The organism is Pseudomonas sp. KH_046_1 (genome assembly GCF_057839025.1).
This window is the reverse complement of record NZ_CM174481.1, coordinates 6260225-6275343: the sequence shown is the minus strand read 5'-3', so window position 1 is coordinate 6275343 and position 15119 is coordinate 6260225. Positions and strand designations below refer to the sequence as shown.

The following is a 15119-nucleotide window of genomic DNA, read 5'->3' as shown; positions in this document are numbered from 1 at the left end:
GGGCATTTCCTACGTGCAATTCCGATTTTTGTTCTGCTCGATCAGACTTTTCCTGCGTCCGGGGATCGAGCAATACCATCCAGGGAGTCTCACGCCATGCATGCCATCAGTTTCATTCAGGATCTGGCAGTGATCATGTTGATCGCAGGTGTGGTAACCGTGGTCTTCCATCGGCTGAAACAACCGGTGGTGCTGGGATACATCGTCGCCGGTTTCATCATTGGCCCGCACACCCCGCCATTCGGCCTGATCCATGACGAAGAAACCATCAAGACCCTGGCCGAACTCGGGGTGATATTCCTGATGTTCTGCCTGGGCCTGGAGTTCAGCCTGCGCAAGTTGTTCAAGGTCGGTGCCACGGCGTTCATTGCGGCATTCCTGGAAATCGTGCTGATGATCTGGATCGGCTACGAGATTGGTCGCTGGTTCGACTGGAACACCATGGACTCACTGTTCCTTGGCGCGATCCTGGCGATTTCCTCGACCACCATCATCGTCAAGGTGCTCAATGATCTGAAGCTGAAGAACGAGCGATTTGCCCAGTTGATATTCGGAGTGCTGATCGTCGAGGACATTCTGGGCATCGGCATCATCGCGCTACTGTCCAGCATCGCGGTCAGCGGTACGGTCAGCTCCGGCGAAGTGTTTTCCACGGTCGGCAAACTGTCGCTGTTCATGATCGTCGCGTTGGTCATTGGCATCCTGATGGTGCCGCGGCTGCTGGCCTACGTCGCCAGATTCGAAAGCAACGAAATGCTGCTGATCACGGTGTTGGGCCTGTGTTTTGGCTTCTGCCTGCTGGTGGTCAAGCTTGAATACAGCATGGTCCTCGGGGCATTCCTGATCGGCGCGATCATGGCTGAATCCCGGCAACTGCTGAAAATCGAGCGTTTGATTGAACCGGTTCGCGATCTTTTCAGTGCGATTTTCTTTGTGGCGATCGGGCTGATGCTCGACCCGAAGATCCTGCTGCAATACGCATGGCCGATTGCGGTGATCACGGTAGCCGTGGTGCTCGGCAAGATGTTGTCCTGCGGCCTCGGCGCCTTTATCGCGGGTAACGACGGACGTACCTCACTGCGGGTCGGGATGGGTCTTTCACAGATTGGCGAATTTTCTTTCATCATCGCGGCACTGGGCATGACATTGCAGGTCACCAGTAACTTTTTATACCCCGTGGCTGTGGCGGTTTCGGTGATCACCACATTACTGACGCCTTATCTGATTCGCGCGGCTGATCCATTGTCGATCAAGCTCGCCGGCGTCATGCCAGAACGCCTGGGACGGGTGTTGGGGATGTACGGCGAATGGCTGCGCAGCATCCAGCCTCAGGGCGAGGGCGCGTTGTTGGCATCCATGATTCGCAGGATTTTGCTGCAGGTGGGAGTCAATCTGGCGCTCGTGATTGCGATTTTCTTCTCGGGCGCGTACTTCGCCGAACGCATGTCGGCTTACCTGCAAGGCTGGATCAGCGATCCGAGCTGGCAAAAGGCGCTGATCTGGGGTGCGGCGCTGCTGTTATCGCTGCCTTTTTTGATTGCGGCGTACCGCAAGCTAAAGGCACTGTCGATGTTGCTGGCGGAAATGGGTGTGAAGCCAGAGATGGCCGGGCGCCACACGCAGCGAGTGCGCCGGGTGATCGCCGAAGTGATCCCGATCCTGTCGCTGCTGGTGATCTTTTTGCTGTTGGCAGCCTTGTCGGCCAGTATTCTGCCGACCAACAAGTTGCTGGTGCTGATCGCCGTGGTCGCGGCCGCCGTGGCGGCGCTGCTGTGGCGTTGGTTCATTCGTGTGCATACGCGGATGCAGGTGGCGTTGCTGGAAACCCTCGACAATCACAAGGAGTCGTCCGGGCATTGACCACCCAGCGGCGTTGACTGGATCAGCTTTCCAGCCAGACGTCCCGTGCCCAGTGCCAAACCGACTCCCAGGTCTCTTCGGCGATCAGCTCTTCTTCGGCCTGCCAAAGCACTACGGTGCCGTCTTCTTCGACGCAGTAGTAATCGTCACCGTCCTGGCAGATCGGGATCAGGCTGCGATCGACGCCGGCGTCCCAAGCGTTGGCGGCAACGTCGGGCAGGTAGGTGTGGGATTGCGGGTCGGTCACGGTGACCGGTTCCAGGCTGCCGTAGACAACGTCGCTGACGGTCAGCAGAAACTCTCTGAAGACGAAGGGTATGTCGATGAACAGTTGTTCTTCGATTTCGACCAGCATGTCTTCGTCGGGCAACTCCAAGGGGACCGGTACCGGTTCGTTGGCTTCACGCAGTTGTTCGATGATTTCTTCCACGTCCGGGATCCTCTTGCTTGTATGGCGCGGTTTATATGGGGCGGTTTATACAGTAGCTTGCTATAGATGCAACCGCGAAATAGAAAACCCCGGCCGAGGCCGGGGTTTTGTTTACTGCAAGTGAAGCACCGAGGGGGATCAGCCGTTCTGGCGGATACCAGCTACCAGCCAAGGCTGGTTTTCGCCCTGTGCACGTTCCATGTTCCAGCTTTCGCTGAAGACTTCGCCCTGGTCGAAACGCGAGGTTTTCGACACGCCAGTGAAGGTCAGGGTGGCAATGGTCTTGTCGGCGCGATCGTCCACACCGTCCAGCTGTACATTGAGGTTATCAATGTAGGTGGACTGGAAAGCGTCGCCCAGGTCAGCACGCTCTCGCTTGAGGAACTCCAGCATTTGCGGGGTCACGAACTCGGCGATCTTGTCCATTTCGTTGGCGTCCCAGTGCTGTTGCAGGGACTGGAAGTGATTGCGCGCCGCTTCGACGAAGTTTCTTTCGTTGAACCAGGCTGGCGCATTGATCACTGGGCGAGCGGCAACAGGCGCTGCCGAACCACCGAAGATCGAACCGCCGGCCGGCTTTTGTTCGAACGCCTCACGTTGCATCGGCGCGTGGCCGGCCGGAGCGTACTGCTCCTGCTGCTTGCGACGACGGGCGGCGATAAAGCGGAAGACCAGGAACGCAATGACGGCCATGATCAGGATGTCGAGGATCTGCATGCCCTGGAAGCCGTCACCCATGAACATGGATGCCAGCAGGCCACCGGCCGCGATACCGGCCAGTGGGCCGAGCCAGCGCGAAGCGCCACCGGCCTTGGCAGCGGCGCCAGCGGCACCGGCAGCACCCGCGGTCGCCGCAGCGCCGCCCATGCCTGGAGAAGAAGGAGCCATCTGGCTGGTCTGGTGAGTCGGCGCAGCGCCTGCGCTTTTGCCACCACCGAAGCGCTTGGCGGCATTGACGTCGAGACTCATCGTCAGGCCGATGCACAACGCCATGGCGATGCTAAGAAAACGTTTCATAAAGGGAATTCCCATTTGTGGAAGGCACGCGCGCCATGTTGCACAGGTGAAGTGTTACTGGCTAGCGGCAGAGTGTTTCGGGCTTTTGCCTGACAGGTCGTGTTCAGCTCCAGTCAGTGCAAGAAGGCCTTTTGACTTTGATCTGTCAGATGAGTGGACAGGGCTTGTAGGACGCTTGCCTAGCGTCGCAGAGCCAGCATGACCACCCCGGCCGTGATCGGGCCGATTCCTCCAGCAGGAACAGGTAGCTCTTCGCAGAGATCGATCCCAATGACTGATATTGGCCCGTGGCGTAGAAAATCAAGGCCAGGCTGACCAATACCACTATCGTACGTAGCAGGGTGGCGAAGTCGGAGTTGATGTTTTCGATGTCGACTTTCGCGAAAATTGCGGTCATTGCGGCGAATGCTGCCGATAACAGGGCCCAGAATGTCCAGAAGGAAAAAAAGCCTGAGCCCATGCTTTTTGCACCTTATTCAGATCAATATCTGTAAGTCCACACGGAACCCTGTGGGAGCGGGCTTGCTCGCGAATGGGCGCACCGCGGTAATGCAGTAATACCGCGTCATCGTTCTTCGCGAGCAAGCCCGCTCCCACAAAGGTCCTGTGTCTGGTGTTCAGATCGCTTCCAGTTTGGCGTAACCCAACATCAGCCACTTGCTGCCTTCGCTGAAGTTCACCTGCACCCGGGCCTGGGCCCCGGCGCCTTCGAAGTTGAGGATCACGCCATCGCCAAACACCGAGTGGCGTACGGTCTGACCGAGGCTGAAGCCGGTCTGCGGAATCTCGCTGCCGCTGAACAGGTTGCTGCCACTCATCGACTGGTTGCCACCGAACGGACGGCTGACGCTGTTGGACAGCCGCACCTCCTGAATCAGGCCTTTCGGAACCTCGCGTACGAAGCGTGACACCTTGTTGTAGGTCTCGCTGCCATAAAGGCGTCGGGTTTCGGCAAAGGTCATCACCAGATTCTGCATGGCCCGGGTGATGCCGACGTAGGCCAGGCGACGTTCTTCCTCAAGGCGGCCGGGCTCTTCCAGGCTCATCTTGTGCGGGAACAGGCCTTCTTCCATGCCCACCAGGAACACGTAAGGGAATTCCAGGCCTTTGGCGCTGTGCAGGGTCATCAACTGGATGCTGTCTTCGTGCTCGTCGGCCTGGGTATCGCCGGCCTCCAGCGATGCGTGACCGAGGAACGCTGCCAATGGCGTCAGGTCTTCGTCTTCTTCGCTGTTTTCGAAGTTGCGCGCGGCGCTGACCAGTTCCTCAAGGTTTTCTACCCGGGCCTGGCCTTTCTCGCCTTTTTCCGCTTCGTGATAGGCGATCAGCCCCGATTGCTCGATGACGGTCTGGGTCATCAGGTGCAGCGGCATTTCCATGCACTTGGCGGCGAGGTTTTCGATCAGCTCGATAAACGCGCCAAGGGCACCGGCCGCACGACCGGTCAGGCCTTTGTTGGCCACCAGTTGGCGCATCGCTTCCCACATTGACACATCGCTGTGGCGCGCATGGTCGCGGATCGCTTCGACGGTTTTTTCGCCGATGCCGCGGGCCGGCACGTTGATGACCCGTTCCAGCGCGGCATCGTTACCGCGGCCTTCGAGCAAGCGCATGTAGGCCATGGCGTTCTTGATTTCGGCGCGTTCGAAGAAGCGCTGACCGCCATAGATGCGGTAGGGAATGCGCTCGCGCAGCAAGGCTTCTTCCAGAACCCGCGATTGGGCGTTGGAACGGTACAGAATCGCGATATCGCTGCGAGACAAGCCGGTTTTCAGCGCGCTTTCGATGGTTTCGACAACGTAGCGTGCTTCGTCGTGCTCGTTGAAGGCGGCGTACAGGTTGATCGCTTCGCCGTCGCCGCCGTCTGTCCACAGCTCTTTGCCCAAGCGCCCGGTGTTATTGGCGATCAAAGCGTTGGCAGCCTTCAGGATGCCGGCGGTGGAGCGATAGTTTTGCTCCAGGCGAATGGTCTCGGCGTCCGGAAAGTCTTCGGAATACTGGTAGATGTTCTCGATTTTCGCGCCGCGCCAGCCGTAAATCGACTGGTCATCGTCGCCCACCACCATCAGGCTGTCGCCACCCTTGGCCAGTAGGCGCAACCAGGCGTATTGCACGGCGTTGGTGTCCTGGAACTCGTCCACCAGAATATGCCGGAAGCGCTTCTGATAGTGCGCCAGCAGTCCCGGATGGTCCCGCCACAGATCGAGAGCACGCAGCAGCAACTCGGAGAAGTCGATAACGCCTGCGCGCAGGCAAGCGGCCTCGTAGGCTTCATAAATGCCGCGCATGGTCGCCAGGAACAGATCGCCGCTGGCTTGAATGTGTTGCGGGCGCAAACCTTCGTCTTTCTGACCGTTGATGAACCACTGGGCCTGACGGGCCGGCCAGCGTTGCTCATCCAGACCGAGCTCGCGGATCACCCGCTTGACCAGCCGTTGCTGGTCGTCGCTGTCGAGAATCTGGAAAGTCTGGCTCAACCCGGCTTCCTGCCAGTGCGCCCGCAACAAGCGGTGGGCCAGGCCGTGGAAGGTACCGACCCACATGCCGGCCGGGTTGATACCCATCAGCTGCTCGATGCGCTGGCGCATCTCGGCAGCGGCCTTATTGGTGAAGGTCACCGACAGGATGGAGTGGGGCGAGGCGTTTTCGACCTGGATCAACCAGGCGATACGGTGCACCAGCACTCGGGTTTTACCGGAACCAGCACCGGCCAGGACCAACTGACGACCCACGGGGGCTGCTACAGCCTGGCGTTGGGCATCGTTGAGGGAGTTCAGCAGAAGGGAGAGATCATCGCGCATCAGGGCATTCTAGGGGGCCGCGTCACCCCGGGCAAACTCCGCTTTGCTTTAGCCGATGAAAGTTATGCGGAGGACGACCGGTCGGTCATTGGCTGCAGGCGTTGGCGGGGCGTGTCCGTAGCGTATTCAGGGGTGTCGGCGGCTGAAAAAATTTGGCCATTTATTGATCAGCAGCAGTTTGGTCCGGGCAATTGCTTGTGTATGCTCCGAGCAGTTTCGGGCCCATGCTCATCATTATAAGAACAAGAACATCGCCTATGACCCTCAGCTTCGACCTGTCGGGCCCCATTGTGGAGCCCAGGGTTATCCGTAAACAGTACGCCATGGAAATGGCGGTCGAACGCACGCGCCTGTTGTATCAGGGCTCGTTGCTGCCCACGTTGTTCATGCTGATCAATGGCCTGGTCTGTGCCGGTTTGCTCTGGAGCCCGCAGCGCTATTTCCTGGTCAGTGTCTGGCTGGTGTGGTTGTTGTCATTGGTGGCATTGCGGGTGATTCAGGTCGCAGCCTTCGATTCGGCCATTCCCAATCGTCAGGCCCACCCCATTTGGCGACGGATGTTTTTGCTGGGCTCCGGCCTCACCGGTCTGACCCTGGCGGGTGCCGGCATCGCCCTGGTTCCCGCCGATAACTTCATTCAGCAAGCCTGGGTCTTCGGCCTCATCGGTGCCGCAGCGCTCTCGGCCAGCGTGGCTTATGCGGTCAGTTTGCCGGCCTTTCTGTCTTTCACCTTGCCCTGCCTGTTGCCGGCCATCGCCTATATGTTTTGGGGGGGTGACGAACAGCAGCAAGGTTGGGGCTGGTTCGGGCTGATTCTGCTCGGTGCATTGAGCGTGGTTGCCTGGCAGGTCAATCGATTGATCGATCGAGGCTTGATGCGCCGCTTTCAGAATCAGGCACTGATCGAGCATCTACAGCAGGCGCAAAGCTGCGGTGATCAGCTCAATCAGAAGCTGGCCAAGGAGATAGAGCAGCGCCGACGTGCCGAGGACGAGTTGCGAGAAATCCAGATCGACCTGGAAAACCGTGTCGCTCAGCGCAGCCTGGAACTGGACGCCGCCAACCAGGCACTGAGCAAGAGTGAGGCGCGTCTGGCGCTGGCATTGAAGGCCAGCGAGTTGGGGTTATGGGACTGGAATCTGCAAACAGACGAAGTCCATCACACGCAGATTCAGGAATTGTTCGGCCTTGAGCCAGAACAGGTCACGGCAATACTGCGTCACCTCAAGCCGCGCCTTCACCCCGAGGATCTTCCTGCGCTTAAAAGGGCGCTGGTCGAGCATTTGAAGGGCCGCACCGAGGACTATCAAATCGAGTATCGCGTGCGGCATGGCGACGGCCACTGGGTCTGGATCGAGGACCGCGGGCGTGCGGTCGAGCGTGCCGAAAACGGCCGGGTGATTCGCATGGTCGGCACTCGCCGCGACATCAGCGTCAGCAAAGGCCTGGAAGAGCAGCGGCAACTGGCGGCAACCGTGTTCGAGGCGGCCAGTGAAGGGATCGTGATTTTCGATCCGAACTACGCCCTGATCGCGATCAATCAAGCCTTCAGTCGGGTGACCGGCTATGACATCGAAGACATGATCGGGCGCAATGTCATTGAGCTGCCATGCAGTCGCGATGCGCGTCGGCATTACGCCGCAATACATCAGGCGCTGGAGCAGCAAGGCAGCTGGCAGGGCGAATTGGTGGAAACCCGCAAGAACGGCGAGATGTATCCGCAGTGGCTGCAACTGAATGCCGTGCGCGATACCCGGGGAAATGTCAGCCATATTGTGGGCTTTTTCGCTGATCTCTCGGCCCGCCGAGAATCCGAAGAGCGCATGCGCTATCTGACCCATTACGACGAACTTACCGGTCTGGCCAATCGCTCGATGTTCCGCGAACGACTCAGCGAGGCTCACCTACGAGTACGACAGGGCGGTTATCGCAGCCTGGCGTTGCTGCACATCAATCTCGATCGGTTCAAGCAACTCAACGACAGCCTGGGACATGAAGTCGCCGACCAGTTGTTGCAGAAGATGGCCCGGCGGCTGGTGAATGCATTGCCTGAAGCAGACACCATCGCGCGCCTTTCTGGTGATGAGTTTGCCGTGCTGTTCAACTCCTACGGAAACCTTTCGAGCCTGGCCCGGGTGGCGACTCGTCTGGCGAACAAGTTGCGTTTGCCGGTGACCATTGAGGGGCATGAACTGGTGGTCAGCGTGTCGATGGGCATCAGCTTGTTGCCGGACAGTGCCCGGGAAATATCGGCACTGGTCAGTCAGTCGAACATGGCGATGCAGCACGCCAAACACCTGGGGGGCGATAATTTCCAGTTTTACACCGACAGCTTGCAAGCCAGCACGCTGGAGCGTTTACAGCTGGAAAACCACTTGCGCAAAGCCATCGAAGACAAGCAACTGAAGGTGTTTTACCAACCCAAGCTGTGCCTCGCCACGGGCAAGCTGAATGCTGCCGAGGCGCTGGTGCGCTGGGATCATCCGACCATGGGTCGCGTGCCGCCGGGGGATTTCATCGGCCTGGCTGAAGAAACCGGATTGATCGGCCCGATCGGTGAGTTCGTGCTGCGTCAGGCCTGCTGGCAAGCCTGTGAGTGGCAACGGCAGGGGCTGGAAGCGATTCGGGTGTCGGTCAATCTGTCGGTGCATCAATTGCGCCAGGGCAAGCTGGTCAGTCTGGTGCGCCAGGTGCTGGAAGAGACCGGGCTGGCGCCGCAACTGCTGGAGCTGGAACTCACCGAAAGCCAGTTGCTGGACAGCGTTGAACACATCATCGCGACGTTCCAGCAGTTGCGTGATCTTGGGGTGAAACTGGCCATTGACGATTTTGGCACTGGTTATTCATCCCTGAGCTACCTCAAGCGCATCCCGGTGGATTACGTGAAGATTGATCAGGCGTTTATCCGTGGCTTGGGGGAGGGCAGCGAAGACGCGGCGATTACCCGGGCCATTATTGCCATGGCTCACGGCCTGAAGCTGAAGGTCGTGGCGGAAGGGGTGGAGCGGGAAGAGCAGCTTGAGTTCCTCAAAGCCGAGCGCTGCGATGAAGTACAGGGCTATTTGATCAGCCGCCCGGTCGAGGCCGAGACGTTGGCCGGTTTGCTGCACGCGCAAGCTGCAAGCTGACGAGGATACGTAAGATGCTTTTGTCCTTTAAAGCGCGCACCTGGCGCACCTGGGCATGCGTCATGAGTGCTACATCAAGCGCGGGCACCTGAAATCGAGGGATTCGGTAACGCATTGAGCAGGCAAAAAGCCGATTCATGTAGTATAACTACAAGCGTGCTACATCCCCGGCACCTGCCAATAACAAAGAGTCCAGCCCCTTGAATCTGCTGCAACACATCGCCCAGTCTCGCCACCTGTTACGCAAGTCGGAGCTCAAGGTCGCCGACCACGTGCTGCTTGATCCTGCGGCCGTGATGCACAGCTCCATGGCCGACCTGGCCCACAGCGTGGGCATCAGCGAGCCGACCATCGTGCGTTTTTGCCGTGCCATCGGTTGTTCCGGCTTTCAGGATCTGAAGCTGAAGCTGGCCCAGAGCCTGGCGGCGGGTGCGAGTTTTGGCCAGTTTGCGATTCACGAAGACGATTCGGTCGCCGATTACAGCCTGAAAATCTTCGACACCACCCTGCATACGTTGATGGAGGTTCGCGAGAAGCTCGATCCGCTGGAATTGCAGCGGGCGGTGACGCTCATGTCCCAGGCCCAACGTGTCGAGTTCTATGGCTTTGGTGCCTCGGGTGCGGTCGCGGCGGACGCCCAGCACAAATTCTTCCGCTTGCTGCTCACTGCTGCGGCATATTCCGACCCGCACATGCAGGCGATGTCGGCTGTGACGCTCAAGCCAAGCGACGTGGCGATCTGCATTTCCCAGTCCGGGCGTTCAAAGGACCTGCTGATCACTGCCAACCTGGTGCGCGAAAGCGGTGCCTCGTTGATCACCCTGTGCCCGAGCCAGACGCCATTGGCCGAGCTGTCTACGGTCAATCTGGCGATCGATGTGCATGAAGACACTGAAATCTATACGCCGCTGACTTCGCGTATCGCCCACCTGGTGGTGATCGACGTGCTGGCGATGGGCGTGGCCATGGCGCGCGGCCCGAGCCTGGTCAACCACCTCAAGAGCGTCAAGCGCAGCCTGCGCAGCTTGCGGTTGTCGCCCAAGTCGGTGAAAGCGCTGGACGACTGACGTCGTCGTAAGGTCGTTCCGACCTTAATCGTCGGAACGCCGCCCGGAGCAGGCTCGCTCCCACCTTTGACCGCGATCTCCTGTGGGAGCGAGCTTGCTCGCGATGGCGGCCTCGAATACACCGCAATTTTCATCAGTCTGTAACACCCAAGCCGCCAAACCGTCATCCCTCGCGCCTATCTTGAAACTCCCGTACTCGCCTTGGGAGACTCGAAATGGCCATGCCCTACGAAGAACGCAACAGCGCTGTCAAAACCCGTCGTCAGCAAGAAGATCAGCGCCGCATGGAATTCCGCCGCGCCATCGAAGATCGCTGCGAACGCCGTCAGCTTCTGGCCGAAATTGGCGATTTTCCGGAGTTGGAACTCAACTTCTGGCAGGCATCTCCCTCGGCGTCCCGTCGAAACGCTCAACCAGCGCGCTGATCTGAAGCCGTTCACTACGGATAAACGCCAGGAAGGCGTGAGCCACCGGTGACAGGCGCTTCGCCTTGGCCTGCACCAGGCACCAACTGCGAAATAGTGGCAGCTCTTCGACCGGTAGCTCGATCAGCCCACCGGTTGCCAGCTCAAGGCTCAGGGCGTGGCGCGTCAACAGCGCAACGCCCAGACCTGCCAGTACACATTCACGCTGAGCTTCGGCAGACGAAACCTCCTGGGTCTGGTTGAAGTGCACGCGCTTCTCTTTGAAATATTCTTCGCACGCCAGCCGCGTCCCGGAGCCTGGCTCACGCAGCAGCAGTGTGTAGGGCTCGAGATCCTGCAGGCGCAGCGGCCCCATATGACACAGCGGGTGATCCGGTGGCGCCACGGCGACGATCGGGTTGTTCAGGAACGGCAGGAATTCCAGGCCCATGTCCTGAGGCACCATGGACATGATCACCAGGTCGTCGCGGTTGTCCGACAGACGTCGAATGACCTGGCCGCGATTGACCACCGTCAGTTGCAGGTTCACTTCCGGGTGCTGGCGTTTGAATGCGGCAAACAGATGCGGCACGAAGTATTTGGCGCTGGATTCAATCGCCAGTTTCAGTTGCCCCTGCAACGAGCCCTGCATGTCCGACAGCTGCATGTCGAGGTTTTCCAGGCGCCCGAAAATATCCCGACTGGCCCGCTGTAACGCTTCAGCCGCTTCGGTCATGTAGAGTTTTTTGCCGACGTAATCGAACAAAGGCTGGCCAATCAGCTCTTCAAGTTGACGAATCTGCAGGCTGACGGCAGGTTGTGTGAGCGACATTTCCTCGGCCGCGCGGCTGTAGGAACGCAAATCACAGACCTCGTTGAAGATCTGCAATTGCCGCAAAGTCATACGCATCAATGACTTACGCATTATCTGGTCGCTCTCGTCGCTGGCTGGTGAATCAACTATAAGTCTTTACTTATGCACGACCCAATTTTTATTCATTTTTGTTAATCCCTTGTGGGCGCTAGTGTGGACCTGCGACCAAATTGAAACATTTGGTCACTCGTCGACCTGGTCTAGCAGGTCGTGGGTACCACCGGCTCAAGGGAAACTCCAAGTGATAACAAAGATCCTGATCGCCAACCGTGGTGAGATTGCCGTACGAATCGTACGTGCCTGCGCCGAAATGGGCATTCGCTCGGTCGCGATCTACTCCGACGCCGACCGTCATGCCTTGCACGTCAAGCGTGCGGACGAGGCCCACAGCATTGGTGCCGAACCGCTGGCCGGTTACCTGAACCCGCGCAAGCTGGTGAACCTGGCGGTGGAAACCGGTTGCGATGCACTGCACCCCGGCTATGGCTTCCTTTCGGAAAACGCCGAGCTGGCGGAGATCTGCGCCGAACGCGGAATCAAATTCATTGGCCCATCGGCTGAAGTGATTCGCCGCATGGGCGACAAGACCGAAGCCCGTCGCAGCATGATCAAGGCCGGCGTACCGGTGACCCCGGGCACTGAAGGCAACGTGTCGGGCATTGAAGAAGCCCTGACCGAAGGCGACCGCATCGGTTACCCGGTGATGCTCAAGGCCACTTCCGGTGGTGGCGGCCGCGGCATTCGTCGCTGCAACAGCCGCGAAGAACTCGAACAGGCTTTCCCACGGGTGATTTCCGAAGCCACCAAGGCTTTTGGTTCTGCGGAAGTGTTCCTGGAAAAATGCATCGTTAATCCGAAGCATATCGAAGCACAGATTCTTGGCGACAGCTTCGGCAACGTGGTGCACCTGTTCGAGCGTGACTGCTCGATCCAGCGCCGTAACCAGAAGCTGATCGAGATCGCCCCGAGCCCGCAACTGACCCCGGAACAGCGCGCCTACATCGGCGACCTGTCGGTGCGCGCAGCCAAGGCTGTGGGTTACGAGAACGCCGGCACCGTGGAGTTCCTGCTCGCCGAGGGCGAGGTGTACTTCATGGAGATGAACACCCGGGTGCAGGTGGAACACACCATCACCGAAGAAATCACCGGCATCGACATTGTCCGTGAGCAGATTCGCATTGCCTCCGGCCTGCCGCTTTCGGTGAAACAGGAAGACATCCACCACCGTGGTTTCGCCCTGCAATTCCGGATCAACGCCGAAGACCCGAAAAACAACTTCCTGCCGAGCTTCGGCAAGATCACCCGTTACTACGCACCCGGCGGCCCTGGCGTGCGTACCGACACGGCGATCTACACCGGCTACACCATCCCGCCGTACTACGACTCGATGTGCCTGAAACTGGTGGTGTGGGCGCTGACCTGGGAAGAGGCGATGGACCGTGGCTTGCGCGCTCTCGATGACATGCGTCTGCAAGGGGTCAAGACCACCGCCGCGTACTACCAGGAAATCCTGCGTAACCCGGAATTCCGTAGCGGCCAGTTCAACACCAGCTTCGTTGAAAGCCACCCTGAACTGACCAACTACTCGATCAAGCGCAAACCCGAAGAGCTGGCCCTGGCCATCGCCGCCGCCATCGCCGCCCACGCAGGCCTGTGAGGAATAGAACAATGAGCAAGCAAATCCACGTTACCGACACTATCCTGCGCGACGCCCACCAATCGCTGCTCGCCACCCGCATGCGCACCGAAGACATGCTGCCGATCTGCGACAAGCTCGACAAAGTCGGCTACTGGTCGCTGGAGTGCTGGGGCGGCGCGACGTTCGACGCCTGCGTACGTTTCCTGAAAGAAGACCCGTGGGAGCGTCTGCGCCAGTTGCGCGCGGCGCTGCCTAATACCCGCCTGCAAATGCTGTTGCGCGGCCAGAACCTGCTGGGCTACCGCCACTACAGCGACGACGTGGTCAAGGCCTTCGTCGCCAAGGCAGCGGTCAACGGCATCGACGTGTTCCGCATCTTCGACGCCATGAACGACGTGCGTAACCTGCGCGTGGCCATCGAAGCGGTGAAAGCCTCCGGCAAGCACGCCCAGGGCACCATCGCCTACACCACCAGCCCGGTGCACACCATCGAGGCCTTCGTGAACCAGGCCAAGCAAATGGAAGCCATGGGTTGCGACTCGGTGGCGATCAAGGACATGGCCGGCCTGCTGACCCCGTACGCCACCGGCGAACTGGTCAAGGCTCTTAAAGCCGAGCAATCGTTGCCAGTGTTCATTCACTCCCACGACACCGCTGGCCTGGCCGCGATGTGCCAAATGAAGGCCATCGAAAACGGCGCCGATCACATCGACACCGCGATCTCCAGCTTCGCCTGGGGCACCAGCCACCCGGGCACCGAGTCGATGGTCGCCGCCCTTAAAGGCAGCGAGTTCGACACCGGCCTGAACCTGGAGCTGCTGCAAGAGATCGGCCTGTACTTCTACGCTGTGCGCAAGAAGTACCACCAGTTCGAAAGCGAATTCACCGCCGTCGACACCCGTGTTCAAGTCAACCAGGTACCGGGCGGGATGATTTCCAACCTGGCCAACCAGTTGAAAGAGCAGGGCGCACTGAATCGCATGAGCGAAGTGCTGGCCGAAATTCCGCGGGTTCGAGAAGACCTCGGCTTCCCACCGCTGGTGACCCCGACTTCGCAGATCGTCGGCACCCAGGCGTTCTTCAACGTGCTGGCCGGCGAGCGCTACAAGACCATCACCAACGAAGTGAAGCTGTACCTGCAAGGCGGCTACGGCAAGGCGCCGGGCACCGTGAACGAACAACTGCGTCGCCAGGCCATCGGCAGCGAAGAAGTGATCGACGTTCGCCCGGCGGATTTGCTCAAGCCGGAAATGGCCAAGCTGCGTGCCGACATCGGCGCACTGGCCAAGTCCGAAGAAGACGTGCTGACCTTCGCCATGTTCCCGGACATCGGTCGCAAGTTCCTCGAAGAACGCGCCGCTGGGACTCTGACACCTGAAGTGTTGCTGCCGATTCCTGAAGCCGGTGGCGTCGCCTCGGCTGGTGGCGAAGGCGTACCGACCGAGTTCGTCATCGACGTTCACGGCGAAACCTACCGCGTCGACATTACTGGTGTGGGCGTCAAGGCCGAAGGCAAGCGTCACTTCTACCTGTCCATCGACGGCATGCCGGAAGAAGTGGTGTTCGAACCGCTCAACGAATTCGTCGGTGGCGGCAGCAGCAAGCGCAAGCAAGCCACTGCACCGGGTCACGTCAGCACCACCATGCCGGGCAACATCGTCGACGTGCTGGTCAAGGAGGGCGACACCGTCAAGGCCGGCCAGGCCGTGTTGATCACCGAAGCGATGAAGATGGAAACCGAAGTCCAGGCAGCCATCGCCGGTAAAGTCACCGCCATTCATGTGGCCAAGGGCGACCGGGTGAACCCGGGCGAGATCCTGATCGAGATCGAAGGCTGAGTTAACAGCCGCGATACAACGCTTTATACCTCGGGGGGGCATGTGCTCCCCTTTTTTTCGC

The 15119-nt window shown here is 59.4% G+C and carries 10 protein-coding genes and 1 pseudogene; 6 read left to right on the top strand and 5 right to left on the bottom strand.

What is annotated here, in order from left to right; genetic code table 11:
• Positions 1–96: 96 nt before the first annotated feature.
• The gene (locus AC3IT9_RS28845; protein WP_489271542.1) at positions 97–1860 is read left to right on the top strand and encodes a cation:proton antiporter; all 1764 of its coding nucleotides are present in this window, start codon (positions 97–99) and stop codon (positions 1858–1860) included.
• A 22-nt stretch (positions 1861–1882) separates the two neighbouring features.
• On the opposite strand, the gene AC3IT9_RS28840 is transcribed toward AC3IT9_RS28845, so the two are convergent.
• The 4 genes and pseudogenes from AC3IT9_RS28840 to uvrD form a co-directional block, all read right to left on the bottom strand.
• Positions 1883–2290 carry an SMI1/KNR4 family protein gene (locus AC3IT9_RS28840; protein ID WP_034149364.1) on the bottom strand — a complete coding sequence of 136 codons (408 nt, stop codon included), beginning with the start codon at positions 2288–2290 and terminating at the stop codon, positions 1883–1885.
• A gap of 138 nt (positions 2291–2428) precedes the next feature.
• Positions 2429–3307, bottom strand: a complete 879-nt coding sequence (locus tag AC3IT9_RS28835; protein WP_489271540.1) for a Tim44 domain-containing protein — start codon at positions 3305–3307, stop codon at positions 2429–2431.
• 193 nt (positions 3308–3500) lie between these two features.
• Positions 3501–3767: pseudogene (locus AC3IT9_RS28830) on the bottom strand (EamA family transporter); the annotation flags it as partial.
• Positions 3768–3924: 157 nt separating this feature from the next.
• A complete protein-coding gene (gene uvrD / locus AC3IT9_RS28825; protein WP_458370522.1) occupies positions 3925–6108 on the bottom strand; it encodes a DNA helicase II in 2184 nt (727 codons plus the stop codon).
• Positions 6109–6365: 257 nt separating this feature from the next.
• On the opposite strand from uvrD, the gene AC3IT9_RS28820 reads away from it, so the two are divergent.
• The 3 genes from AC3IT9_RS28820 (at position 6366) to AC3IT9_RS28810 (ending at position 10728) form a co-directional block, all read left to right on the top strand.
• On the top strand, positions 6366–9236 hold the full coding sequence (locus tag AC3IT9_RS28820; protein ID WP_489271538.1) for an EAL domain-containing protein: 2871 nt from the start codon (positions 6366–6368) through the stop codon (positions 9234–9236).
• A 200-nt stretch (positions 9237–9436) separates the two neighbouring features.
• The gene (gene hexR / locus AC3IT9_RS28815) at positions 9437–10303 is read left to right on the top strand and encodes a transcriptional regulator HexR (RefSeq protein ID WP_008056956.1); all 867 of its coding nucleotides are present in this window, start codon (positions 9437–9439) and stop codon (positions 10301–10303) included.
• 215 nt (positions 10304–10518) lie between these two features.
• Complete coding sequence (locus tag AC3IT9_RS28810) at positions 10519–10728, top strand: PA3496 family putative envelope integrity protein (RefSeq protein WP_046038865.1); 210 nt, start codon at positions 10519–10521, stop codon at positions 10726–10728.
• On the opposite strand, the gene AC3IT9_RS28805 is transcribed toward AC3IT9_RS28810, so the two are convergent.
• Positions 10670–11632 carry a LysR family transcriptional regulator gene (locus AC3IT9_RS28805; protein ID WP_095943442.1) on the bottom strand — a complete coding sequence of 321 codons (963 nt, stop codon included), beginning with the start codon at positions 11630–11632 and terminating at the stop codon, positions 10670–10672. The two genes, AC3IT9_RS28810 and AC3IT9_RS28805, sit on opposite strands and share 59 nt — an antisense overlap.
• Before the next feature lie 190 nt (positions 11633–11822).
• Here AC3IT9_RS28805 and AC3IT9_RS28800 point away from each other — a divergent pair, with 190 nt between their 5' ends.
• The gene (locus AC3IT9_RS28800; RefSeq protein WP_008045577.1) at positions 11823–13238 is read left to right on the top strand and encodes an acetyl-CoA carboxylase biotin carboxylase subunit; all 1416 of its coding nucleotides are present in this window, start codon (positions 11823–11825) and stop codon (positions 13236–13238) included.
• 11 nt (positions 13239–13249) lie between these two features.
• Positions 13250–15058 carry a sodium-extruding oxaloacetate decarboxylase subunit alpha gene (oadA, locus tag AC3IT9_RS28795; protein WP_489271537.1) on the top strand — a complete coding sequence of 603 codons (1809 nt, stop codon included), beginning with the start codon at positions 13250–13252 and terminating at the stop codon, positions 15056–15058.
• Positions 15059–15119 lie beyond the last annotated feature (61 nt).

Coding starts and splice junctions, on each gene's coding strand:
- AC3IT9_RS28805 (WP_095943442.1), bottom strand. CDS start 11,632: ATGCGTAAGTCATTGATGCGTATGACTTTGCGGCAATTGCAGATCTTC.
- AC3IT9_RS28835 (WP_489271540.1), bottom strand. CDS start 3,307: ATGAAACGTTTTCTTAGCATCGCCATGGCGTTGTGCATCGGCCTGACG.
- AC3IT9_RS28810 (WP_046038865.1), top strand. CDS start 10,519: ATGGCCATGCCCTACGAAGAACGCAACAGCGCTGTCAAAACCCGTCGT.
- uvrD (WP_458370522.1), bottom strand. CDS start 6,108: ATGCGCGATGATCTCTCCCTTCTGCTGAACTCCCTCAACGATGCCCAA.
- oadA (WP_489271537.1), top strand. CDS start 13,250: ATGAGCAAGCAAATCCACGTTACCGACACTATCCTGCGCGACGCCCAC.
- AC3IT9_RS28845 (WP_489271542.1), top strand. CDS start 97: ATGCATGCCATCAGTTTCATTCAGGATCTGGCAGTGATCATGTTGATC.
- AC3IT9_RS28820 (WP_489271538.1), top strand. CDS start 6,366: ATGACCCTCAGCTTCGACCTGTCGGGCCCCATTGTGGAGCCCAGGGTT.